This window comes from Clostridium sp. KNHs216 (assembly GCF_006714885.1).
Classification (GTDB): domain Bacteria; phylum Bacillota; class Clostridia; order Oscillospirales; family Acutalibacteraceae; genus Caproiciproducens.
The window spans coordinates 3,730,016-3,751,964 of the sequence record NZ_VFMF01000001.1; the positions used below are offsets into that span (position 1 = coordinate 3,730,016).

The 21,949-nt window shown below is 51.1% G+C and carries 24 protein-coding genes; 13 read left to right on the forward strand and 11 right to left on the reverse strand.

Going from position 1 to position 21,949, the window contains the following annotated elements:
- Positions 1-142 precede the first annotated feature (142 nt).
- The 4 genes from LY85_RS17905 to LY85_RS17920 are packed head-to-tail and all read right to left on the reverse strand — an operon-like array spanning position 143 to position 4,219.
- Positions 143-436 carry a Dabb family protein gene (locus tag LY85_RS17905; RefSeq protein WP_141827737.1) on the reverse strand — a complete coding sequence of 98 codons (294 nt, stop codon included), beginning with the start codon at positions 434-436 and terminating at the stop codon, positions 143-145.
- A 49-nt stretch (positions 437-485) separates the two neighbouring features.
- Positions 486-905 (reverse strand): PPC domain-containing DNA-binding protein, encoded by a 420-nt coding sequence (locus LY85_RS17910; RefSeq protein ID WP_141827738.1) that lies wholly within the window; start codon positions 903-905, stop codon positions 486-488.
- On the reverse strand, positions 902-3,526 hold the full coding sequence (clpB, locus tag LY85_RS17915) for an ATP-dependent chaperone ClpB (protein WP_141827739.1): 2,625 nt from the start codon (positions 3,524-3,526) through the stop codon (positions 902-904). Before clpB ends, LY85_RS17910 begins: the two co-directional genes overlap by 4 nt.
- Before the next feature lie 27 nt (positions 3,527-3,553).
- A complete protein-coding gene (locus tag LY85_RS17920) occupies positions 3,554-4,219 on the reverse strand; it encodes a hypothetical protein (RefSeq protein ID WP_038323482.1) in 666 nt (221 codons plus the stop codon).
- Positions 4,220-4,602: 383 nt separating this feature from the next.
- Here LY85_RS17920 and LY85_RS17925 point away from each other — a divergent pair, with 383 nt between their 5' ends.
- A complete protein-coding gene (locus tag LY85_RS17925; protein ID WP_141827740.1) occupies positions 4,603-6,171 on the forward strand; it encodes a bifunctional diguanylate cyclase/phosphodiesterase in 1,569 nt (522 codons plus the stop codon).
- Positions 6,172-6,213: 42 nt separating this feature from the next.
- Here LY85_RS17925 and LY85_RS17930 read toward each other — a convergent pair whose 3' ends face one another.
- From LY85_RS17930 to LY85_RS17940, 3 genes are all read right to left on the reverse strand, one after another.
- Entirely contained in the window at positions 6,214-6,558 is a 345-nt protein-coding gene (locus LY85_RS17930) for a GIY-YIG nuclease family protein (protein ID WP_141827741.1), read from the reverse strand.
- Positions 6,559-6,563: 5 nt separating this feature from the next.
- A complete protein-coding gene (locus LY85_RS17935) occupies positions 6,564-7,043 on the reverse strand; it encodes a DUF6530 family protein (protein ID WP_038323485.1) in 480 nt (159 codons plus the stop codon).
- Between the two features lie 123 nt (positions 7,044-7,166).
- Positions 7,167-8,012: a YitT family protein gene (locus LY85_RS17940; RefSeq protein ID WP_038323486.1), complete on the reverse strand. Its 846-nt coding sequence runs from the start codon at positions 8,010-8,012 to the stop codon at positions 7,167-7,169.
- Positions 8,013-8,216: 204 nt separating this feature from the next.
- Here LY85_RS17940 and LY85_RS17945 point away from each other — a divergent pair, with 204 nt between their 5' ends.
- The 4 genes from LY85_RS17945 (at position 8,217) to LY85_RS17960 (ending at position 12,304) form a co-directional block, all read left to right on the forward strand.
- Entirely contained in the window at positions 8,217-8,624 is a 408-nt protein-coding gene (locus LY85_RS17945; protein ID WP_141827742.1) for a transcriptional repressor, read from the forward strand.
- Positions 8,625-8,651: 27 nt separating this feature from the next.
- The gene (locus LY85_RS17950) at positions 8,652-9,194 is read left to right on the forward strand and encodes an NADH peroxidase (RefSeq protein WP_141827743.1); all 543 of its coding nucleotides are present in this window, start codon (positions 8,652-8,654) and stop codon (positions 9,192-9,194) included.
- 268 nt (positions 9,195-9,462) lie between these two features.
- Positions 9,463-10,713 (forward strand): aminoacetone oxidase family FAD-binding enzyme, encoded by a 1,251-nt coding sequence (locus LY85_RS17955; RefSeq protein WP_141827744.1) that lies wholly within the window; start codon positions 9,463-9,465, stop codon positions 10,711-10,713.
- A 10-nt stretch (positions 10,714-10,723) separates the two neighbouring features.
- Positions 10,724-12,304 (forward strand): FAD-dependent protein, encoded by a 1,581-nt coding sequence (locus tag LY85_RS17960; RefSeq protein WP_141827745.1) that lies wholly within the window; start codon positions 10,724-10,726, stop codon positions 12,302-12,304.
- A gap of 62 nt (positions 12,305-12,366) precedes the next feature.
- Here LY85_RS17960 and LY85_RS17965 read toward each other — a convergent pair whose 3' ends face one another.
- Both LY85_RS17965 and LY85_RS19730 read right to left on the reverse strand, forming a co-directional pair.
- Positions 12,367-12,867 carry a superoxide dismutase family protein gene (locus tag LY85_RS17965; RefSeq protein WP_347562448.1) on the reverse strand — a complete coding sequence of 167 codons (501 nt, stop codon included), beginning with the start codon at positions 12,865-12,867 and terminating at the stop codon, positions 12,367-12,369.
- A gap of 102 nt (positions 12,868-12,969) precedes the next feature.
- On the reverse strand, positions 12,970-13,092 hold the full coding sequence (locus tag LY85_RS19730) for a hypothetical protein (RefSeq protein WP_279231006.1): 123 nt from the start codon (positions 13,090-13,092) through the stop codon (positions 12,970-12,972).
- Positions 13,093-13,421: 329 nt separating this feature from the next.
- Here LY85_RS19730 and LY85_RS17970 point away from each other — a divergent pair, with 329 nt between their 5' ends.
- Positions 13,422-14,540 (forward strand): aldo/keto reductase, encoded by a 1,119-nt coding sequence (locus tag LY85_RS17970; RefSeq protein WP_141827746.1) that lies wholly within the window; start codon positions 13,422-13,424, stop codon positions 14,538-14,540.
- A gap of 96 nt (positions 14,541-14,636) precedes the next feature.
- Here the strand turns inward: LY85_RS17970 and LY85_RS17975 are convergent, their stop codons facing one another.
- Positions 14,637-15,167, reverse strand: coding sequence for a manganese catalase family protein (locus LY85_RS17975; protein WP_185741273.1), 531 nt, complete (start codon positions 15,165-15,167; stop codon positions 14,637-14,639).
- A gap of 62 nt (positions 15,168-15,229) precedes the next feature.
- Between LY85_RS17975 and LY85_RS17980 the strand changes: the two genes are divergently transcribed.
- On the forward strand, positions 15,230-15,439 hold the full coding sequence (locus LY85_RS17980; RefSeq protein WP_141827748.1) for a hypothetical protein: 210 nt from the start codon (positions 15,230-15,232) through the stop codon (positions 15,437-15,439).
- A gap of 144 nt (positions 15,440-15,583) precedes the next feature.
- On the opposite strand, the gene LY85_RS17985 is transcribed toward LY85_RS17980, so the two are convergent.
- Positions 15,584-15,799 carry a hypothetical protein gene (locus LY85_RS17985; protein WP_243122609.1) on the reverse strand — a complete coding sequence of 72 codons (216 nt, stop codon included), beginning with the start codon at positions 15,797-15,799 and terminating at the stop codon, positions 15,584-15,586.
- 191 nt (positions 15,800-15,990) lie between these two features.
- Between LY85_RS17985 and LY85_RS17990 the strand changes: the two genes are divergently transcribed.
- The 6 genes from LY85_RS17990 to LY85_RS18015 all read left to right on the forward strand — a co-directional run bounded on the left by LY85_RS17990 (position 15,991) and on the right by LY85_RS18015 (position 21,815).
- Positions 15,991-16,209 carry a hypothetical protein gene (locus LY85_RS17990; protein WP_141827749.1) on the forward strand — a complete coding sequence of 73 codons (219 nt, stop codon included), beginning with the start codon at positions 15,991-15,993 and terminating at the stop codon, positions 16,207-16,209.
- A gap of 237 nt (positions 16,210-16,446) precedes the next feature.
- Complete coding sequence (locus LY85_RS17995) at positions 16,447-17,307, forward strand: PHP domain-containing protein (RefSeq protein ID WP_141827750.1); 861 nt, start codon at positions 16,447-16,449, stop codon at positions 17,305-17,307.
- 27 nt (positions 17,308-17,334) lie between these two features.
- A complete protein-coding gene (locus LY85_RS18000) occupies positions 17,335-18,348 on the forward strand; it encodes an ROK family protein (protein ID WP_141827751.1) in 1,014 nt (337 codons plus the stop codon).
- A 23-nt stretch (positions 18,349-18,371) separates the two neighbouring features.
- Positions 18,372-19,604, forward strand: a complete 1,233-nt coding sequence (locus tag LY85_RS18005; RefSeq protein WP_141827752.1) for an MFS transporter — start codon at positions 18,372-18,374, stop codon at positions 19,602-19,604.
- Between the two features lie 74 nt (positions 19,605-19,678).
- A complete protein-coding gene (locus tag LY85_RS18010) occupies positions 19,679-21,130 on the forward strand; it encodes a HAMP domain-containing sensor histidine kinase (protein ID WP_141827753.1) in 1,452 nt (483 codons plus the stop codon).
- Positions 21,123-21,815 (forward strand): response regulator transcription factor, encoded by a 693-nt coding sequence (locus tag LY85_RS18015; RefSeq protein ID WP_141827754.1) that lies wholly within the window; start codon positions 21,123-21,125, stop codon positions 21,813-21,815. The genes LY85_RS18010 and LY85_RS18015 overlap by 8 nt, the downstream gene beginning before the upstream one ends.
- The last annotated feature ends 134 nt before the right edge of the window (positions 21,816-21,949 follow it).

The following is a 21,949-nucleotide window of genomic DNA, read 5'->3' on the forward strand; positions in this document are numbered from 1 at the left end:
TCTTTTTGAGTCCTCTTACACTATAATATTGGTGAAAACGATTTTTGTACCATTCAGATGCCGAATATTCGGCGCGAAACGAAAGAAGCAGGGAAGCCAGCCCGATCGCTGTCTTCCCTGCTTCTTTTAAAGAATTAACCTGTTAAATTTCGTAATCGACGCAGTCCCTGCCGCACACAAGCGAGTGGACAACCTGTTTCACGGCGACGTGCGCGGGGTGGTCCTGATAGTTGTCCTGCGCTTCCCTGGTGGTGAATTCACAGTACAGAACCAAATCGAAGGTCCCGCCGTTGTAGTTGCGGCCAATTTCAATCGCCGTCAGCCCGTCCACCACGCCCAGCAGCGCTTTGAACCTTTTTTGCAGATCCTCCGCAACCGTGTCAATGTTTTTCCTGGCATCTTCCGTCAGAGTCCATAGGACGATGTGTTTTACCATGTGATTTTCCTCATTTCTTATTATATCATTTTATCTGAGCAGATCATTTTTACATATCAAATAAGTTCAATCCCGTAGCTTCATCCGGACGGCGTCCCACGGAACCCTTTAGAGTATGGATAAACATTTCACACGTAGCGCTGACGACGGCTTCGTTCAGATGGCCGCCGAACACATGCCCCTGCGCGTCGGCAAAATTGGCATGCAGGTGCAGATATACTTCTCCGTCTTTTTGCGTAACATTGCCGGTCAGCGCGGTCATTTCCATTTCCCCGTCAAGGGTGTTGGAATAATACTTCTTTTCCCCGACACGGTAGAGGCCCACGACCGCGTGCCCCACCGCGCCAAGGGCGGTGACGCTGGCAAGCCCGACGTTTTCCTTCTCACAGATAGCCTTCAGACTTTGGACGATTTCCTCACCGCGGTCGATTCGGGCCACGATGGTGTCCCCGAAAATCCTGTACATCATGATGGTTCATTCCCCGTTTCCTTTTCTTTTACAATAAGCTTACTGCCATCGTAATCGATTGTCAACGTTGTTTTGGGCTTTAGATCCTGAGAGATGATGGCCTTTGCGATCAAAGTCTCCACCTTGCTCTGAATCAGCCTTTTCAGCGGACGGGCGCCGTAAACGGGATCATAGCCCTGATCTACGACGTACTCTTTGGCGGCGGGCGTCAATTTTACGCCGAGCTGCTTTTCTTCCAGTCGCTTCTGCAGGTCCGCGATCAGCAGGTCGACGATCCGGTTGATTTCCGGTCTGGTCAGCGGCTTGTAGAAGACGATTTCGTCCAGCCGGTTTAAGAATTCCGGGCGGAACTGCTGCCTGAGCATGGCGTGTACCTGCTCCTTGGCTTCCTCGCCGATTTGCCCGTCCGGCTGTATCCCCTCCAGTATCGTGCCGGAGCCCAGATTGGAGGTGAGGATGATGATGGTATTTTTAAAGTCCACCGTCCTGCCCTGGGAGTCGGTGATTCTGCCGTCGTCCAGAACCTGCAGCAAAATATTGAACACGTCGGGATGGGCCTTTTCCACCTCGTCGAACAGTACGACGGAGTACGGGTGCCGGCGCACTGCTTCCGTCAGCTGGCCGCCCTCCTCGTAGCCGACGTAGCCCGGAGGCGCTCCGATCAGGCGGGACACCGAATATTTTTCCATGTATTCCGTCATATCGATGCGCACCATGTTGTGCTCGTCGTCGAACAGCGCCTGAGCCAGCGCCTTGGCCAGCTCGGTTTTGCCTACGCCGGTGGGGCCGAGGAACAGGAACGAGCCGATCGGCCGGTTAGGGTCCTGAATGCCCGCGCGGGAGCGAAGAATAGCTTCCGTCACCTTTTCCACGGCCTCGTTCTGACCGATCACCCGTTCGTGCAGGATATCGTCCAGCCTGAGAAGCTTTTCGCGCTCGCCTTCCATCAGCCTGGAAACCGGGATACCGGTCCAGCGTCCGATGATCTTTGCGATCTCCTCGTCGGTGACCCTGTCGCGCAGCAGGGAGTCGGAAGCCTGCGTCTGTTCCGCAATCTGTTCCTCCGCTTCCAGCTGCTTGGTCAGCTCGGGGAGCTTGCCGTATTTGTATTCCGCCGCTTTATTCAGGTCATAGCTGCGCTCCGCCTTTTCAATCTCGGCATTGACCTTTTCGATTTCCTCGCGCAGCTTCTGAACCTTGGAAATAGCCTGCTTTTCATTTTCCCATTTTGCTTTCATTTCCTTGAATTGTGCGCGCAGATCGGCCAGCTCCTTCTGGATTTCCTTCAGATGCTCCTGGGAAAGGGAGTCGGTTTCCTTTTTCAGCGCCGCTTCTTCAATTTCATGCTGCATGATTTTCCGGGAAATCTCATCGAGCTCCGTCGGCATCGAATCGATCTCCGTACGGACCATCGCACAGGCTTCGTCCACCAGGTCGATCGCCTTGTCCGGCAGGAACCGGTCGGAGATGTAGCGGTTGGAAAGCACGGCGGCCGCGATCAGCGCCTGATCCTGAATTTTGACGCCGTGGAAAACCTCGTACCGTTCCTTCAGCCCGCGCAGGATGGAAATGGTGTCCGCAACGCTGGGTTCCTCCACCATGACCGGCTGGAAACGCCGTTCCAGCGCCGCGTCCTTTTCAATGTACTGGTGGTACTCGTTCAGGGTGGTGGCACCGATGCAGTGCAGCTCGCCGCGCGCAAGCATGGGCTTTAAAATATTGCCCGCGTCCATGGAGCCTTCGGTTTTGCCCGCGCCCACAATGGTGTGCAGCTCGTCGATAAACAGAAGAATCCTGCCCTCGCTCTTTTTGACCTCATTCAGGACGGCCTTGAGCCTTTCCTCAAACTCACCGCGGAACTTTGCCCCGGCGATCAGCGCGCCCATGTCCAGGGAGAACAGTTTTCGTTCCTTCAGATTGTTCGGCACGTCCCCGCGCACAATGCGGATGGCAAGGCCCTCGGCAATGGCCGTTTTGCCCACGCCGGGCTCGCCGATCAAAACGGGGTTGTTCTTGCTTTTGCGGGAAAGGATGCGGATGACGTTGCGGATTTCGGAGTCCCTGCCGATGACCGGGTCCAGCTTGTGGTTTTTCGCCAGCTCCACCAGATCCTGCCCGTACTTGGAAAGCGAATCGTAGGTTTCCTCCGGGGTATCGCTCGTCACCCGGGTATTGCCGCGCACGGTGGACAGCGCGGTGAGGAATTTGTTCTTATTGATGCCGAAGGTGTTGAAAACAGCCTGTACCCCGGCGTTCGGGCGGTTCAGGAGGGCCAGCAGAATATGTTCAACCGAGACGTATTCGTCCTTCATGCGCTCGGCTTCCTTTTCCGCGCCGACCAGCGCCGCGTCCACATCAGCCGAAACATAGACCTTTCCGGGCTCACGTCCCGGACCGGTCACGCCGGGCAGCTTTGCGACCTGCTGTTCCACGCTGCGCAGAACTGCTTCCGGCTGGATATCCATCTTTTTGAAAAGCTGGGGAATCAGGCCGTTTTCCTGCGTCAGAAGCGCCTGCAGCAAATGCTCTTCCTCGATCTGCATATTGTTGTGTTCAATCGCGATGTTCTGCGCTTCCTGGATAGCCTCCAGTGATTTTTGGGTGAATTTCTGAGCGTTCATAAAATCAAACCTCCTTGCTCATCGTTGCTATATCATGACACTGTTTTTCCTATATTGAAGATATTTTTTCTCAAGAGCCGCAAGCGCCTTCTCCGGTTCGTCCAGATGGGCAAAGTACAGCTTCATACAGGTATCGAATACGTGAATATAATCTGAAATCGCGGCCGCGATGGCTTCGTTTGTCTGCCGGGCGCTGTCCTGCGGCAGCAAAAACTGCCGGGCGTACTTTCCGGGCGTAATTTCGCAGAAAACCTCTCCGTGCGGGAACAGGGAACCGATATATTTGTTTTCCAATGCAAACCAGAAATCAAAAAAATCGTTTAGAATTTCAATCAGCTGCCGGCTCTGCGTTCTCATCGAAACGCGCAGCTCGCCCACCGTTGGCCCGCACGTCCGATACAGCTCCAACATATAACGGATAGTGGGCTTGTATCGGTACCTTAATGCGCTACGGATAGAGATCATCGCGTCGCTGGGCTGAAGCTGTACCTGAAAGCTTTCCCAGTCGGACATCATCTGCTCTACGCCTTCAAAAATATCCCGCATGCGCATTTCGGGAGTGGAGTACGAACAGTATTCGGCCAGAATCTGATTGATCAGATTGCTGCGGCTCGTCTTCTTTTCATACGCGATTTTGTCTATGGCGTCTACAACGTCGTCGATCAGTACCAGGCTGTATACGCTTCTTCCCATGATGCTCATCCCAATCCAATTGTTATTACGTGTATTTCTGTTCAGGCAGCCGGTCAGGCCATGCAGCTCCCTTAGGCGCCCTCTTTGAGGGAACCGGCAGGCAAAGCCTGATTGAGGGGGGTGACGGAAAACCCCGCCGGCGTCCGTTTCCTCCGGTGCGCCGGGCGTAGGCCTGCTGGTAAAAACCTCTTCGGTTCCTTTATTAACATTATATACATGTTATATAATTTGTCAATAAGATTATATAATTTTAATTACAAAAATTTAAAGCCCGGAAAATTTCAAATTTTCCTATGGGAAATTTGAATTGTAATTTGGGGAATTTTGTAGTATTCTAAAATAGAAATCGGTTTCCCATCCAACTTTTGTTAGGCGGTGTACGATTGAAAAAACAATTCAGAAGAAATGATACAAAATCTGTTTTTATGGCCGCTGCTTCCATTGGGTTTGTCTGTCTGAGCGCGATTGTCAATGCGATCAGTCTTTATCATATGCTGAATGCTTCCGCCCAGCCGTACCTCAGGGAGATTTCCAGAGAGCTCATGGCCCGGGAAGCGGTTCTTGCCGCCGCTACGGTGCTGGCTTACTGCGGATTTCTTCTCTATATTTATCACGGGCGCAGGCAGAGTGAGAGCAAGCTGGAAAAGATGGCTTATTACGATAGTCTTACCGGCATCTCCAATATCTATAAATTTGAAATGGATGTGGGGGATAAGCTCGGCAGGAATCCGTCAGGCAAGTATTGCATCCTCGTTTTCGATATCAATAAGCTGGCGGTGATCAATGATATTTACGGCCATCAGACGGTGGACCAGCTTCTTTGCCGCCTTGCGCGGGCGCTGGCCGACGTCCTGAAGGAAGGGGAACTGTGCTGCAGAAGCAAGGACGGCTCGTTCCTGGCGTTTGTGCGGTGCGGAAACGATCAGGAAGCCCTTGATTTTATCCGCTGTTTTACCGCGAGGGCGCATCAGCTGAGCAATGTGAATTTTATAGAAAAACAGGCTTTTACATTTGGAATTTACAGAATTTCGGATAAAAGCATTTCCGTCAGAAGAATGATCGACCGGGCAAATCTTGCGCGCGAAGCCGTTGCGGGCGGACTCGGCGGTAATTACGCTTTCTTTGACGAGGCCATGCGCCGGGAAATGAAGCGGAACAGGGAAATAGAGGAGCAGATGGAGGAAGCGCTCCGGGAAAACCAGTTTATCGTATATTATCAGCCGAAATACAGGCTGCCGGAGGGGACCGTTTGCGCCGCGGAGGCTCTGGTCCGCTGGAACAGCCCGAAATACGGCATGCTTCAGCCGAACGAGTTTATCCCCATCTTTGAAAAGAACGGTTCCGTGATCGACCTTGATCTCAATATTCTGGAGCAGGTCTGCAGGCAGCAGCGCAAGTGGCTTGATCTGGGGCTGGACCCTCTGCCGGTCTCCATCAACATTTCAAGAACGGATTTATACCGGGCCGATTTTGTGGACAGCATCTGCCAGCCGCTGATTCGACATGAAATTCCGCCGAACCTGATTGAGCTCGAACTGACGGAGAGCGCCGTTTTCGATAACATTCGGCTCTTTGTCACTTTGATAGACGAGCTTCACCGGATCGGATTCCGGCTTTCCATGGACGATTTCGGTACGGGATATTCCTCGCTGAACACCCTGAAATGCTTGAATCTGGACACGCTGAAGCTGGACCGCGGTTTTTTCCTTGTCAGTGACGAACAGGAGCAGCGGCGGTCGGAAATCATCGTGAATCATATTATTGCCATGACGAAACAGCTGAACATTACTACCGTCGCGGAAGGGATCGAGACGGAGCAGCAGGTGGATTTCCTGAAAAAAGCGGGATGCGATGCGATCCAGGGCTTTTATTTCGCGAAGCCGATGCCGGTCGGGGAGTATGAAAAGCTGGTTTGGGAACAGGCATACGACAACGGCAGGGCCGGCGCTTGAGCGCCGGCCCTGCCGCAGCTTTATCGATGCCTGACAGGCTTTTTACATTTTCCGGTCAATACAGGTCTTTTCCGCCCAGAGTTCGTACAGAGTATCGATATCCTGTGCAAATTCCTCCGTTGTTTGGGTCTCCTTTTTTGCCAGCTCCTCCAGAACCTCAAAGCGGAAGGCGGCGCTTCCGTATTTCTGCCAGTCGTCCCGCAGCTTTAAGTTGATACAGCTGCCCGTTTTCTGGGAAAACTCGAACCGGTTTCTGCTGCCCTGCAGGTCGTTGGCCGACAGGACCAGCATTTTGCCGGTCGCGCTGTTTACAACCGCGTATACGCCGCCGGTAATTTTGCGTTCCTTATATCTTGCGGTCAGTTCCTTTTTGTTTTGCTTGTCCATCTTTTCTAATACCCCATGTCCTTCAAAATAAGCGCGAGCGTTTTCAGGCGTTCGCTTAAAAATTCATCGTTGTTGCTGAGCGCCTGTGAGAAAAGCCGGATATCCTCGTCGATCATCGGGTTGTCCGTACAGACGGAGACGGTCATGGCGTCGCCCTGCAGCCCGATGCGGTCGATGGTGGTATGCTCCGGGTCGTACAGCTTTTCAAAGCGGTAGGCTTCCGAAAAATACTGCTTTGCCCGGCAGATCAGTATGGCGAGGTCGATCACGCGGTGCAGCGGCAGCTCTTCCGACTGGCGCGACCATTTTTCGCCCGTATAGCGCCATACCTTTGCGGAAATGTCCACCTTGCCGCGGTCGTTCCATTGCGCCAGCCCCAAAGAAAGCCCCTTTGTGTCGGAATGGTAAGCGCTTCTTCCGTCAATGTTTTCGTAATTTTCCGATACGATCACGGGTTTGTGCTTCAGTGTCGCAGGAATTTTCATAACCTCACCTCAAAAATTTAGTAAATTAGTAAATTACTAAATTATAATAGATCAAAACGGCGGAATTGTCAAATAAAAAAGCGAAACGGAAAGTTTCCGCTTCGCTTCTGCCGGATTTTCTTGTCAGCCGTGAAAGCCTTTGCCGATGATTTCGCTGGTGTTGGAGATCAGGATGAAGGCGTCGGGCTCCACTTTTTTAATGTACCGTCTGAGCTGTACCGCCTGTGGGCGGCGCATGGCGGTGAAGATAATATATTTGTGCTTGTGGGAAAAAGCCCCTTCCGCGTCGCAGACCGTAGCGCTTCGTTTCAGGTCATGTACAATGTAATGACAGATGATCTCCGGATTGGAGCAGACCACGTTAAAATATTTGGCGAGGTTGATGCTTTCAATCACGTTGTCAATGGCCAGCGATTTGGCCAGCAGGCCGAAGGTGGAGAAAAGGGCGGTCTTGATATCGAAAACAAAAAAAGCGGACAGGGTAATCAGCACGTCGCTGTAAAACAGTGCGTGTCCAATATCGGAGGTGGTGTGTTTTTGCATGATCAGGGCGGCAATGTCCGTGCCGCCGCTGGAAGCGTCTATGTTGAACAGCAGGGCTGAACCGAACGCGGGCAGTGCCACCGCAAATACCAGTTCCAGCATCGGCTGATCGGTGAGCGGTCTGCTCATCGGGTAAAAGCGCTCAAGGCCCGAAAGGCACAGGGAAAGCAGCAGACTGGAATACACGGTTTTAACGGCGAAATTTCTTCCCAGAAACAGAAAGCCCAGAATCAGGAGCAGCACATTCAGAATCAGGTTGACAGTACTCGGCGAGATAGGGGTGACCCTGCCGAGAACGACCGAAAGGCCGGTCACGCCGCCGAAGGTGAAGTTGTTCGGAAATTTGAAGAAATAGACACCCACAACAATTAACAGCGTGCTGACCGTAATATAAAAATATTCTTTGATAACTGTCCCGTATTTCATAAAAATCCTCTTCCAATATTCCTCTTTTTCAAATCCATTGCTTATTGTATCAGAAAACAGGCATAAATCAACCGATAATTGTGATTTCTGCTTCAACATTTTCAATTATTTATAAATATTTTTGTAAAACCCCTTTACAACCCGGAAACAGTGTGCTAATATATAAAACAAGAACAGTAATCATTACTAATTACGGAGAGCGATATGGAAAAGAAACAAAATTACAGCAGAAAACGCGAAGCGATTTTAAATGCGATCAAAAGCACGTCCATCCATCCTACGGCGGAATGGGTGTATCAAACGCTGAAGCCAGTCTATCCGGACTTGAGCCTTGGTACGGTCTACCGCAATCTGGCCCAGTTTAAAAATGACGGGGTCATTGTCAGCGTGGGAACGGTGAACGGTCAGGAACGGTTTGACGGAAACACGGAACCGCACACGCATTTTATCTGTTCCTCCTGCGGTGCTGTGATTGATATTCCCGGCGAATTTGTCCCTTCGGCGGTCAAAGATGCAATTGCCAGGGAATATTGTGTCCTTGTCGATTCCACGGATGTTCAGTTTCACGGACTGTGCTCAGAATGCTTAAAAAGGCAGCCGCCTTTAGAATAAATATTTTAATATGGAGGATTTTTTAAGATGAAGAAATTTGTATGTTCTGTATGTGGTTATGTTTACGAGGGCGAAGAGGCCCCTGATTTTTGCCCGCAGTGCAAGGCTCCCAAGGAAAAGTTTGTAGAGCAGAGTGCGGAAGCCCCGTTTGCCTGCGAGCATGAAGTCGGCATTGCAAAGGGTATCGACAAGGAAGTTTACGACGGACTGGTTGCAAACTTCAACGGCGAATGCTGCGAAGTCGGCATGTATCTGGCAATGTCCCGTCAGGCCGACCGTGAGGGATACCCCGAAATTGCCGAAGCGTTTAAGAGATACGCACTGGAAGAAGCCGACCATGCTTCCAGATTTGCGGAACTCCTCGGCGAGGTCGTAACCAACAGCACCAAGAAAAATCTTCAGATGCGCGCGGATGCCGAAGCGGGTGCCTGCTCCGGAAAGCTCGATCTTGCGAAGAGAGCAAAATCACTGAATTACGATGCGATCCATGATACCGTACATGAAATGGCAAAGGATGAAGCCCGCCACGGTGCCGGCTTCAAGGGTTTGCTTGCAAGATATTTCGGCTAAGCTGTTATCCTTCCCTGAATATTCATAGATAACCGGCGCGGTTCTTTTGAGCCGCGCCGGTTTTGTCGTCTTTTATCCAAAAGCTTTGGAATATCCGCCGAAAATCCTGAGAAACTTTTGTCAGGATCAATCAAATACAGGTCCGCAGCAATGAAGAATCCCGTAACAGAATGCTTTAAACAGCTTGCCATTTACCCGTAAAATGCCTTATACTGTAAGTAACTTTTGCCGAATGCCCGGGCAGGTCCGGCAGTTTTAGGAGGATATCATGGATTCTTGCGATATTGCCGTAATCGGCGGGGGAGCGTCCGGCCTGATGGCCGCCGCGGCTGCGGCTGAGGAATGCGGACGAAGGCATATTCACGTGAAAACAGCGGTGCTGGAAGCCAATCCGCGCGTCGGCAAAAAGCTGCTGGCGACCGGAAACGGGCGCTGCAACCTGACGAACAGGAACGCCGGCATCGCGCATTATCACGGGGATACCGGTCTGGCGGCGTCGATTATCAATGCCTGTCCCCCGCAGGAGATCATCGAACGCTTTTTGTCGTTCGGCCTGCTTTGCAGGGAACTGGACGAAGGCCGCGTTTATCCGAACAGCCTGCAGGCTTCCGCCGTTCTGGACGTCCTTCGGTTGCAGCTGGAGCGGCTGAAGGTGGAAACCGTCTGCGATTTTCCTGTTGCCGCGGTCAGAAAGTCCGCGTCCGGGTTTGAAATTTCCTCGGCGTCCGGCCAGATTCACGCAAAGCGCCTGATTCTGGCCTGCGGAGGAAAGGCCTATCCGCAGCTCGGCTCCGACGGGAGCGGATATCAGATCGCGTCCTCTCTGGGCCACAGCGTTACGAAGCTGTTTCCGTCTCTGGTTCAGGTAAAAACCGATCCCCGACGGGCGAAACCGCTGAAAGGGGCGCGCAGCGCGGCGGCTGCAACCCTGTTTTTTAACGGCGAACCTGTAAAAACCGTCAGCGGCGAGGTTCAGTTTACAGAAAACGGGCTGTCGGGTATCTGCATTTTTGAGCTTTCCCGTCTGGTGGGGGAAGGCGGTACCGGCGGAAAAACGGAAATCTCGCTCGACCTGCTGCCGGAGTATTCCGTCCAGCAGATTCTTTCCATGCTCAAAGACAGAAAAGAAGCGCTGGAAGTGCTGCCGGCGGGCGACCTTCTGAGCGGGTGCGTCCATAAGCTGGTAGGGCGGGAAGTGGTCCGGGCTGCGCTTTCCCGGGTGCCGGAGCGTGCCGCACAGCTGAAACAGGCGGAGCTGGTTTCCGTTGTCGGTCGGGTAAAGGATTTCCGTTTTGCCGTTTTGGGAACGCTTTCCTGGAAAGACGCACAGGTCACGGCGGGCGGCGTCCCGCTGGGGGAGACGGACGAAAACCTGCAGTCCAAACCGTGTCCGGGCCTGTACCTTGCGGGGGAGTTGCTGAACATAGACGGCGACTGCGGCGGCTTCAACCTTCACTGGGCGTGGAGCTCCGGAATTACCGCGGGAAGCGCCGCCGCGCGTTCCTTATTAAAATCGTAGAGGGGAAACCATGTATCGAATTTCTGAAATCAGCATGAAGCTGGATGGAACCGAGGAGGATTTAAAGCGGGAGGCCGCCGCGCGGCTGAAAGTCTCTTCCGGCCAGATCCGTGCTTTCAAGCTTTATAAAAAATCCGTGGATGCACGCAAAAAGAACGACGTACATTTTATTTGTACGGTGGATGTGGACTGCGGTCAAAATCACAGCCCCCGGGACCCCAAAATTACGGAAGCCGAACCATACCGCTATGAGCTTCCCGCCGGGAAACCGCGCGAAATCCGTCCCGTGGTCGTGGGCTTCGGCCCGGCGGGGCTTTTTGCCGCGCTGATTCTGGCGCAGGCGGGGCAGAGACCGGTCGTGTTTGAACGCGGAAGCGCCGTAGAGCGCCGAAAGGAGCAGGTCGCCCTTTTCTGGAAAACAGGGAAGCTTGACACGGAAAGCAACGTTCAGTTCGGAGAGGGCGGCGCCGGTACCTTTTCGGACGGAAAGCTGAATACCGGGACAAAGGATTCCCGCGCCCGCAAGGTGCTGGAGGAATTTGTGGCCGCGGGCGCGCCGCAGGAAATTCTGTATCTGGCAAAGCCGCATATCGGTACGGACAGGCTGCCCGGCGCGGTCAAAAATATCCGGGAGCGGATTATTGCGCTCGGCGGAGAGGTGCATTTTGAAACCTGTCTGCAAAATATCCTGATGAAGGACGGCCGGGTGACCGGGGTGGAGGTGAAACCGCGCGGCGGCTCGTCCTATACGCTGGAAGCGGACCGCGTCATTCTGGCTGTCGGCCACAGCGCACGGGACACCTTTGAAATGCTGTATTCCCTGAAGCTGCCGATGGAACAGAAGCCATTTTCCGTCGGCGCCCGGATCGAGCATCCACAGGAACTGGTCAGCCGTTCCCAGTACGGCTCGTTTGCCGGGCATCCGGCTTTGGGAGCGGCCGATTACAAGCTGGCCGTACACCTGAAAAACGGCAGGGGAGTCTATACGTTCTGCATGTGTCCGGGCGGGCAGGTGGTCGCCGCCGCGAGCGAGGAAGGGCGTCTGGTAACAAACGGGATGAGCAATTTCGCCCGGAACGGAAGAAACGCGAACGCGGCGCTGCTTGTCAGCGTAGGACCGAAAGATTTCGGCAGCGGGCATCCGCTCGCCGGTGTGGAATTTCAGCGCAGGCTGGAAGAACAGGCGTTTCAGCTGGGGGGCGGGGACTTCCGCGCGCCGGTACAGCGGGTGGAAGATTTTCTCAAACGCGTGCCGTCTAAAAAGATCGGCGGCTGTCAGCCGACCTATCTTCCGGGGGTAACGCCCTGCAGCCTGGACAACTGCCTGCCGGACTTTATTACCGATTCCATGCGGCAGGGGATTCTTCTGATGGAGCATAAGCTGAAGGGCTTTTCTGATCCGGACGCCCTTCTGACCGCGGTGGAAAGTCGCAGCTCGTCGCCGGTGCGCATTCTGCGCGGTGACGGCATGCAGTCCGTCGCCGTAGAGGGGCTTTATCCGTGCGGGGAAGGCGCGGGGTACGCGGGCGGTATTATTTCCGCCGCGGTGGACGGAATCAAGTGCGCGGAGCAGGTCGTCAGGGGATGCTGAGCACGGTTTGCGGGCGTCTGCCCGAAACAATGCTTTCTGCACCCCCTGACAATGAAAATTTTTTACATGCCGTTTCGCACGATTTGGCCGCATGCTATTTTGTTTCCTGAATTTCCTGACGGCTGGGTTTTAAAATCGTCCGGTGATGAATGGACGATGACGGTACGTCCTATGATTTCGTTTACTGAAAATCTGTCCGTCATAAACGCCATAAAAGCGAATCCATGATTCCCGAATAACGGGGGCATGTCGCCCGCGTGTGCGGGGTGAGGGCAGTGATTTGGGTTATAATGCGCTCCTGCGTTGGCAAAGGGGTCCTGAGCGTTCCCGGTACATTGATTTCCTTCGTGAATATGGAAGCCAAAGATATCGGCAGGGCAGCTCCCTGTGCTGTGGGGCAGACCGTTGATCTGTGTGAGCACGAGAACGCCGTCCGCTAACTGATAAAAGCAGACCATACCATTTATATTAGGAAACCCCGGGCCGCCTTTCACCATGGCATATGCGGAGGGCACACTTTTCAAAATGTTTTGCATTTGATCGAATTGTGGTTCTAAATACAAACGAACACCTCCTGAGCCATTTTATGTTGTTTCTTCCATTCCAGTTAATCCAAACAGAAAAAAGGTTCCCGCCGACGGCGGGAACCGAAATATCCGGGATTTTCAGGGCCATGTTTTTCTTGCTTTCATTACCCCCAGAAGACAGCCGAAGACTACGGCGGCGATACAGATTTTGGCCGGATGATTCAGTATGTATAGCAACACCTGAGAAACCAGTTCTTCCAATGCAGAAGCCTCCTTAACATTCTCAGTGTATTGATGTTTTGTGAATTTTCAGTGATGGCTGGATGAATTTATCGAATGCGCCTCAACATCCGCATGGTGAATCTCCATATCTTGCCGTTGTTTCAATGGCGGGTATCAATATTTTCAAAAAAGCCTTGACTTAAAGTTAAGTTTAAGTTGTAGAATGATTCTACAGCGATTCCATTTCAGTTTGCAAAACATGTTCCTCCCCCGCCTTCGGCGGGGGAGGAACATAACCTTGTTGCAGAATCAACTGGAAATACTGTAGGAAAACAGCGTAAGAGTCAATAGGATAAGGAGGAAAATGAATGGATTATCTGGGTAAAGACATTCCCAAACTCGGTTTTGGACTGATGCGTCTGCCGATGCTTGGCAAGGAGGTCGACATCGAACAGACGAAGACCATGGTGGATCAGTTTCTTGCGGCGGGTTTTACCTATTTTGACACGGCTTACGGTTACATCGGCGGAAAATCAGAGGAAGCAGTCAAAACGGCGTTGGTGGACCGCTATCCGCGCGAAAAATTCCAGCTGGCCACAAAATTGCCCGCCTGGGCCGGGGCAAAGAACGCCGAAGAAGCCAGACAGATGTTTTACACGTCGCTCAGGAGGACCGGGGCGGGGTATTTTGATTTTTATCTGCTTCACAACTGCGGCGGCGACCGAACCAAAGCGTTCGACGATTACGGCATGTGGGATTTTGTGCTCGAGCAGCGCGCGAAAGGTCTGATCAGGCATGTGGGGTTCTCCATGCATGACAAACCCGAGGCGCTCGATGAAATCCTCACCCTGCACCCGGAAATGGAATTTGTGCAGCTGCAGATCAATTACGCCGATTGGGACAGCCCCACCGTACAGTCCGGCAAGTGCTTCGAGGTAGCGAAAAAGCACGGCAAACCTGTAATCATCATGGAGCCGGTCAAGGGAGGACTGCTCGCCAACCCACCCGAGTCGGTGGCGGAGGTGCTGCGCAAAGGGAACCCGGACGCTTCGTTCGCTTCCTGGGCGCTCCGCTATGCTGCGTCGCTCGACCATGTCATCACTGTGCTCAGCGGAATGTCCAATGTCGAACAGATGAAAGACAATCTTGCCACGATGTCGGCTTTCCGGCCGCTGGAGCCCTCCGAGCGTCAGGTGATTGCCAAGGCAAAAGAGGCGTTCGACCAGATTCCGGGCATCCCGTGTACGGGCTGCCGGTACTGCACGAAAGGCTGTCCGCAGGAAATCGCCATCCCCGATATCTTTGATGCGATGAACCGCCGGCTTATTTTCGGCAGCCTTGATATTGCGAAACACGGTTATATGTGGGCGACGCAAGGGGGGAGCGCCGCCAGCGATTGTATTGAGTGCGGGCAGTGCGAATCCGTCTGTCCCCAGCATATAGGCATCATATCTGAGCTGAAGCGCGTAGCCGCAACACTGGAATAATACAATAAGGAATGCCTTCTGCAGGCATTTTCATCTTTTCAAAAGCGGACCCGAAATAAAAAGGCCACAATGGAGAAATCCATTGTGGCTGAACTTTTATGTACAATATTTTTCAATCATCTGTGTAATATAATTTTTGTGCAGCTTTTCGTCAACGACGATCCTTGTAAGGATGTTCTTAATATTCGGGTCTTCAATAATTTGTATATGGTTTTCATATGCTTCGATGGCGTGATTTTCACCCTCCAAGGCAATTTTCAAGCTTTTGCACAGGTCCTGGCTATAGGAAACACTGTTCGCATTCCAATATCGCTTGTTGGATTTGCTGCTGCCGCGAAACTGAGGATTTCCGCCCAGTTTGCGTATTACCGCCGTCAGAATATCCATATGATGCAGCTCCGCAATGGCTATGCGCATGATGACGGCGCCGTAATCTCCTGAATCTTTACCTGCCATGTTATGCTGGTAAAAATACATGATCATTGCGGTGAATTCCCCTTTTGGACCGGCGAGGTCATCCATCAATATGTTGGCGTAATCCTTGTTGGGAGCTTGAATCCTGATTGGCGGATACGGCGATGAATCGGTATATCCACGGTAGATTACATGATTGCTGGTCACTGCCATGCAAATGCCTCCTATATTCGGATACATCTACATATATATGAGAATGCTCGGCGGTTTATTCAGTGAAAGGAAAATACCGCTGTGACCCTGCCGAATCCGATACCGGTGAATTTTTACTGTTCATGAACCTGCCTTCTTTCGGACTTAGGGTGTCCGGAGAGTCCGGCTTTATAAAAAAAGCGGCTCCTGTCATAAGCAGGAGCCGAAAAGAAACTGATATTCCATTTTTACTGATTACACTTGCTGATATACTGGAGCAGCAGTTGAATTAATTCCTGGCAATTCATACAGCGACCTCCTTTGTTATTTGTCTCTCGAGGACGATTAAATAGTAACAAAATTGTAATCATTTTGCAAGTGTAATTACTGGAAATAAAATAGAAGCGGCCCCTGCCGTAAGACAGGGGCCGCGGGAATCAGAAATCGTCGACTAACTGCAATCTTCTGAATTCGTAAATGCTTTCCAGATCTTCATAGGAACCGTCGTTATATACGGTACCGATATGTAACAGAGCCGGATTCAATCTACCGGAATCAAATTGAGAAGGGACAATACAAAATTCAATCAGTTTTCCCTTTCGGGCTTGCGTCAGTCTTTTTTCCAATTCATTTCTATCAACCATAATTTTCATTTTGAACATCCTTTCTCTTACGCTTTATCACCCTTTGTGTTCTATGAGGGATCATGTTTATTATAACAGGAATTATTCCTGTTTTATGGCATAATTTGTCGAAGAAGGAAAAAACGTCGCATCCTCATTTTCTTCTGTTGACTTTTTTTATTATTGGAATTATTATAAAAACAAATAGGGAGGGGAATTTGATGGATACTAACAAAGTCACCGTGATCGCCAACAGTACGGCAGAAGGAATGAGCGTGATCGACATAGACATCTTTGTTGGCAGCAGGAATATGCACATTCAAGCAACGAGGAGATTTATTGATGAGATAAATAAAGTCCCTTTCTTGAATGAAGAAAAAATTAAATCTGCCATAACCAGAAAGTTTGGAATTTCAAAAGACAATATCTCATTTCGTTAAGCGATTCCGGCGCCGCCAGTTTGGGGGCGCTTTTTTTATTTCAGACAATCGTCAAACAGGTATTTTTAGCAGATACTTTGAGTGGTTCAGGCGATTTGAAGCTATTGACTTTCCCGATCACTTGATCTATACTTATCTCGCTAGTTATTATATTAATTATAATAACTTGTGAAATATATCAGCCTCTGAGAATATTGAGCAATGTTCGCCTGCTATTAACGATGGGAGGGCAAACAGATGAATGGGTTTCATAATATCGACCTGCATATTCATTCCTGTTACAGCGAAGATGGGGAATACACACCCGCAAAGCTTGTTCAGATGTGCGTGGGAGCGGGTGTTGCCATCATGGCAATAGCCGATCATAACTGTGTGAAAGGTTCTCAGGAAGCAGTTGAACTGGCAAGGCATGAACACCTGAGGTGTTATCCGGCTGTCGAAATTGACTGTACTTATCAAAATACCAATTTTCATGTCCTCGGCTATGATATTCAGCTCGAAAGTCCTGATTTTGGGGCCATAGAGCAAAATGTGAGAAAACAGTGTGTCGATGCATCCAAAGAAAGACTTCGGCTGATCAACCGCCTGGGCTTTACCCTTACCGAAACGGAGCTGAAAGCGATCACCGCCGGAGGGTATTGGAGCGAGCATTGGACGGGAGAAGCTTTTGCCGAAGCCTTGCTAAAAAATGAAAAATATCTCGAGAGCGACATTTTGCGCCCTTACAGGGAGGGCGGCGGCCGAAGCGATAACCCGTATGTCAATTTCTATTGGGATTACTGCTCGCAGGGAAAGCCCTGTTACGCCGGCATGACCTTTCCTGATATGAGGGATGTAATCGGGATCATACACCGAAACGGCGGTAAATCCGTGCTGGCCCATCCGGGGGTCAATCTGCGGGGCAATTTTGAGAGGATCGATCAGCTGATTCCTTTGGGGCTGAAAGGGATAGAAGCTTACAGCAGCTACCACACCACCGAAACCGCCCGGTGGTTTTTGAATAAAGCGGAACAGTTTGACTTGTTTGTTACACGCGGAAGCGATTTTCACGGTAAAACAAAGCCAATGGTCCGGCTGGGCTGCTGTGGCGCGGGATAAGGTCAGCTGATAAGAAAGGTGATTTTGATGGGAATCAATATGTTGGATATGAAACAAAGCAATGCACAGACCGTTCTCTGGGATTTGTGTTCCTGCAAAACCTCCACCATCAAAGAGATGACGCAGCGGACGGGGCTCAGCTTTGCTACGGTTGGAAATATATTGAATAGCTTTGTGGAAAGCGGGGAAGTGACCCTGGGCGAAATGCATTCTGCTACCGGCGGGAGGCCGTCACAGGCATATACCTTCAATGCGGAATACGCCCATGTGCTCGCGCTGTCGGTACGGACACGGAACGGAAAAAATGTCATCAGTGCCTGTGTCGGAAATTTGTACGGCGAGGCAGTATGGCGGACGGAACAATCCTTTGAGAATATACGGCTTGCGAGCTTTGAGACCATGCTGGATTTATCCCTGCGCGCGTATCCGACGATCAGTATCGCCGCCTTCTCCCTGCCGGGTGTGGAGCGCGGCGGCGTTATCCTGACCAATGACTATGCAGAATTGGAAGGCGCTTCTTTCACAGAGCATTTTCAGGGGAAATATCATTTGCCTGTGGTCATAGAAAATGATGTCAATGCCGCTGTATTTGGATACAGCAGAAACGTGGAGGTTTCCGTCATCGCGGGAATCTACTTTCCGAAGCGTTTCGGCCCCGGTGCAGGAATCGTGATTGACGGCAAAATCCTGAAAGGAGCTTGCGGATTTGCCGGTGAAGTGACCCTGCTGCCATTGGGGATCGACTGGCTTTCGATCGACTATGAAAAACCGCAGGAGGCTGGTCCCGCAATATCCAGATTGATCAGTGTTTTCTGCGGCATTGTCAATCCGGGGCATGTCGTTTTGTACGGCGATTTTTTTACCGATGCTTTTCAGAAAACGCTTGAAAGGGAAGTCCCCACACAGGCGATACGGGAGATATTCCCCTCCGTAATCTATCGAAGGGATTTGAATTCCGATATTACTGCCGGATTAATCGCACAGGCGGTGTCCGTTTACCAGTCCGGGCTGAGGGGACAATTTCAGAAAACGGAATTTTAGCAGATGAATATAGGAGATTCCATATGATTTTTTTAGCTTTGATTTATTTAGCGTTTATCAGTTTAGGACTTCCAGATGCCGTGCTTGGTTCCTCATGGCCCATCATGAATGTGGAGTTCAGGGTTCCGGTAGGAAACGCGGGATTCGTTTCCATCATGATATCGGCCTGCACCATCCTGTCCAGCTTATTTTCGCATCGGCTGATCCGACGGTTCGGTACGGGTAAAGTCACGGTCGTAAGCGTCGCCCTGACGGCCGTTGCACTGCTGGGCTTTTCTGTGTCGCCTTCCTTTCTATGGCTGCTGGCCTGTGCTGTTCCGCTCGGGCTTGGAGCCGGAGCGGTGGATTCGGGGCTGAATGAATTTGTAGCCGAGCATTATGAGGCAAAGCATATGAACTGGCTGCACTGCTTCTGGGGCGTGGGAGCCATGCTCGGGCCTGCTCTGATTTCTGTCCTGGCACTTTGGGGGCGCACCTGGAGAAGCGGGTATTTCAGCATATCCATTATCCAGTTCGCTTTGGTTGCGCTGCTGATATTCTCTCTTCCTATGTGGAAAAAGTTTGAAAACCCATCCGCCGAGCCTGTGGAGGAAATACGGCAGGGCAAGGAAAAACACAGCCTTTTTACGATGCTCCGGGCAAAAGGTTCTGTTTTTGTCATGCTTTCCTTTTTATTGAATGCCTCGATGGAAGCTTCCATGATGCTTTGGGGAGCCAGCTATCTGGTGAAAATGAAGGGGATTTTACCGGAAAGCGCGGCCGGATGGGTGTCGCTGTTCTTCCTTGGTGTAACGGTCGGGCGTATGGTGAGCGGGTTTGTTTCCATGAAATTAAGCAACGAAGCATTAATCCACATAGGTACCATCTTTCTGATCGTCGGTTTTGTTTTTATGATCCTGCCTTTACCCGCCCTGTTTGCAATCGGCGCGTTTATCCTCGTCGGGCTGGGGCTTGCACCGATTTATCCTTCCATGCTGCACCAGACGCCCGTCTATTTCGGGAAAGAAAACGCACAGGCGGTCATGGGCTTGCAGATGTCGTTTGCATACACAGGAAACACTTTAATGGCCCCTCTGTTCGGGCAGCTTTTCGCGAACGTTTCCTTTTCGCTGATGCCCTGTGTGCTTCTGGTCTGCGCTGTTGGATTACTTGCCTGCAGGACACATCTGATCTCAATCACAAAAAAGAAATCCCCGGATCAGGGATCGGAAGATAAGGCCGGGGATCATGAAGCCGGACAAACATTGGAATCCTGAATAGTTTATCTGGAGTTTATCATTTCTGTCATCAATTTATGCTATGATAAAATAAATTGGAGGCGGCAATCAGCATGACCATTAAAAAGCGTCTGTTTCTGTCTAATTTGTTAATGATCCTAGTCCCTGTCGGCATTACTTTGCTGATTGCACTGGGAAGCATTGGAGTTATCTGGTACGCGGTCACAAACGGAACGGGTTTGAGCTTTGACGACAGTGAAGATTTTTACCATGCAGGTCAGGGAATCTCTGCCGCTGTTGAAAAAGCGTTAAAAGCGGCCCCGGAAGAACGTCTGGAAAAACTGACTTTGCTGAGCAGTCTGCTTGACCGCGAAGCAATGACATTGACGGTTGAAGCAAACGGTACCAATTACTATCGTTACGGAAATGCAAACGCCGCCGACGCTGCTCTCTTGAAAGCTTCAGCCTCGCTTGGAAACGAGGGGACTCTTTCGAGCGGAAACCGCAGCCTTTACGCCCATCAAATTAAAGTTGGAAACGATCATTATCAAATTTTTTTACTGTGCAGTTCCTCCAAATTTTCCAATGCAACTTTAAAAATGCTGATCGTACTGATTGCGCTTATCCTGGTGTTTACGATTTTCCTCTCAATTCTGCTGACCAATCGTTTTCTGACAAAGTTTGTGTTTCAGAAAATTGAACGTCCGCTGGATATTCTGGCGGACGGTGTGCACCAAATCCGCGACGGTAACCTGGACTTTCGTATCCAATATGACAATCAGGATGAGTTTGCATTGGTATGCGCCGACTTCAATGAAATGGCGGCAAGACTGAAAGTATCTGTGGAACAGACTCGGCGGCATGAGGAAAGCCAAAAGGAATTGCTTGCGGGTATTTCTCACGACCTGCGTTCACCGCTTACTTCCGTCCAAGCGTATGTGGAAGGGTTACTGGATGGCGTTGCGAAGACGCCGGAAGCGCGGAAAAAATATCTTCTTACCATTAAGGCCAAGGCAGAGGACATTGAGCGGATGGTATCGCAGATTTTTCTGTTTTCCAAAATGGAATTGGATGAGTATCCTCTCCATATGAAAATGCTGCACCTGGACTCTCTGATCGAAGATTTTGTCAAGAATTTTGGAGCGGAGTATGCAACACGCGGATTGAGTCTGGCAGTAAAGCCTGCGCTGGAACCGGCAGCTGTGAATGCCGATCCGGAACAGCTCCACCGCGTACTGATGAATATTGCCGACAACAGCTTGAAATATAAGAACAAAGAAATGGGACATCTGACCATTGTTTTGCAGAATACGGAGAATTTTGCGATCGTTACATTGACGGATGACGGACCGAGCGTTGCAGAGGAAGACCTTCCGAAGCTGTTTGACACGTTTTATCGCACGGATCCGGCAAGGCGCGATCCGGAGAAGGGCAGCGGCCTTGGGCTTGCCATTGTCGCAAAGGCGGTGCAGCAAATGGGTGGTTCCGTGGAAGCGCGAAACGCTGCGGGGGGCGGGCTTACTATTGCTGTTTCGCTGCCAAAGGAGATTGGAACCGATGAGTAAAATACTGATCGTTGAAGACGATGCAGATATCGCTGCAATCGAGCGGGATTATCTGGAAATCGACCGTTTTGAAGTGGAAATTGCCGCAGATGGGATGACGGGGCTGGAACGGGCTTTAAGCGGAGAATTCGATCTGATACTGCTGGACCTGATGCTGCCGGGTATGGACGGTTTCGCCGTATGCCGAAAAGTCAGGGAAACGCTCGATATTCCGATTCTGATGGTGACCGCCCGTCGGGAGGATATCGATAAGATCCGCGGCCTTGGCCTTGGTGCGGACGATTATATTGAAAAGCCGTTTTCTCCCGGTGTTCTGGTGGCGCGTGTGAAAGCAAATCTGGCCCAATATGCCAGACTGACACATTCCCGGAGAGCTCCTGCAATCGTATCGATCGATACGATTGCAGTCCATACGGATACCCACCGTGTTTATGTAGATGGGAAAGAAATCGAACTGAAAAACAAGGAGTATGAGCTGTTGCTTTTTTTCATGCTGAACGTCGATATTGTATTCGATCGGGAAACACTGTATGAAAAAATTTGGGGGATGGACGCCATGGGCGATAATGCGACGGTCGCCGTTCATATCAACCGTCTGCGGGAAAAAATTGAGAGGGACCCGGCCAGACCACGCTACATTCAAACGGTGTGGGGTGCAGGATACCGCTTCGGGGGGATAGCTTAAGCATAAGAGAGACATAACGCCCGCCCGTACTGACTTAAATCAGTACGGGCGGGCGTCTTTGGGTTCAAATGCATTTAAATAATAGTTTATCTCCTGTTTAACCGCTGTAAAGCGAAAGTTTAAATGTTGCTGAT

Bases quoted from the DNA above. Each gene is read 5' to 3' on its own strand.
- LY85_RS17920 (WP_038323482.1), bottom strand. From the start codon at position 4,219: ATGGGAAGAAGCGTATACAGCCTGGTACTGATCGACGACGTTGTAGAC.
- LY85_RS17970 (WP_141827746.1), top strand. From the start codon at position 13,422: ATGGATTATCTGGGTAAAGACATTCCCAAACTCGGTTTTGGACTGATG.
- LY85_RS17960 (WP_141827745.1), top strand. From the start codon at position 10,724: ATGTATCGAATTTCTGAAATCAGCATGAAGCTGGATGGAACCGAGGAG.
- LY85_RS17905 (WP_141827737.1), bottom strand. From the start codon at position 436: ATGGTAAAACACATCGTCCTATGGACTCTGACGGAAGATGCCAGGAAA.
- LY85_RS17945 (WP_141827742.1), top strand. From the start codon at position 8,217: ATGGAAAAGAAACAAAATTACAGCAGAAAACGCGAAGCGATTTTAAAT.
- clpB (WP_141827739.1), bottom strand. From the start codon at position 3,526: ATGAACGCTCAGAAATTCACCCAAAAATCACTGGAGGCTATCCAGGAA.
- LY85_RS17940 (WP_038323486.1), bottom strand. From the start codon at position 8,012: ATGAAATACGGGACAGTTATCAAAGAATATTTTTATATTACGGTCAGC.
- LY85_RS17935 (WP_038323485.1), bottom strand. From the start codon at position 7,043: ATGAAAATTCCTGCGACACTGAAGCACAAACCCGTGATCGTATCGGAA.
- LY85_RS18005 (WP_141827752.1), top strand. From the start codon at position 18,372: ATGATTTTTTTAGCTTTGATTTATTTAGCGTTTATCAGTTTAGGACTT.
- LY85_RS17990 (WP_141827749.1), top strand. From the start codon at position 15,991: ATGGATACTAACAAAGTCACCGTGATCGCCAACAGTACGGCAGAAGGA.
- LY85_RS18000 (WP_141827751.1), top strand. From the start codon at position 17,335: ATGGGAATCAATATGTTGGATATGAAACAAAGCAATGCACAGACCGTT.
- LY85_RS17985 (WP_243122609.1), bottom strand. From the start codon at position 15,799: ATGAAAATTATGGTTGATAGAAATGAATTGGAAAAAAGACTGACGCAA.
- LY85_RS17955 (WP_141827744.1), top strand. From the start codon at position 9,463: ATGGATTCTTGCGATATTGCCGTAATCGGCGGGGGAGCGTCCGGCCTG.
- LY85_RS17930 (WP_141827741.1), bottom strand. From the start codon at position 6,558: ATGGACAAGCAAAACAAAAAGGAACTGACCGCAAGATATAAGGAACGC.
- LY85_RS17995 (WP_141827750.1), top strand. From the start codon at position 16,447: ATGAATGGGTTTCATAATATCGACCTGCATATTCATTCCTGTTACAGC.
- LY85_RS18015 (WP_141827754.1), top strand. From the start codon at position 21,123: ATGAGTAAAATACTGATCGTTGAAGACGATGCAGATATCGCTGCAATC.
- LY85_RS17910 (WP_141827738.1), bottom strand. From the start codon at position 905: ATGATGTACAGGATTTTCGGGGACACCATCGTGGCCCGAATCGACCGC.
- LY85_RS17975 (WP_185741273.1), bottom strand. From the start codon at position 15,167: ATGGCAGTGACCAGCAATCATGTAATCTACCGTGGATATACCGATTCA.
- LY85_RS17950 (WP_141827743.1), top strand. From the start codon at position 8,652: ATGAAGAAATTTGTATGTTCTGTATGTGGTTATGTTTACGAGGGCGAA.
- LY85_RS18010 (WP_141827753.1), top strand. From the start codon at position 19,679: ATGACCATTAAAAAGCGTCTGTTTCTGTCTAATTTGTTAATGATCCTA.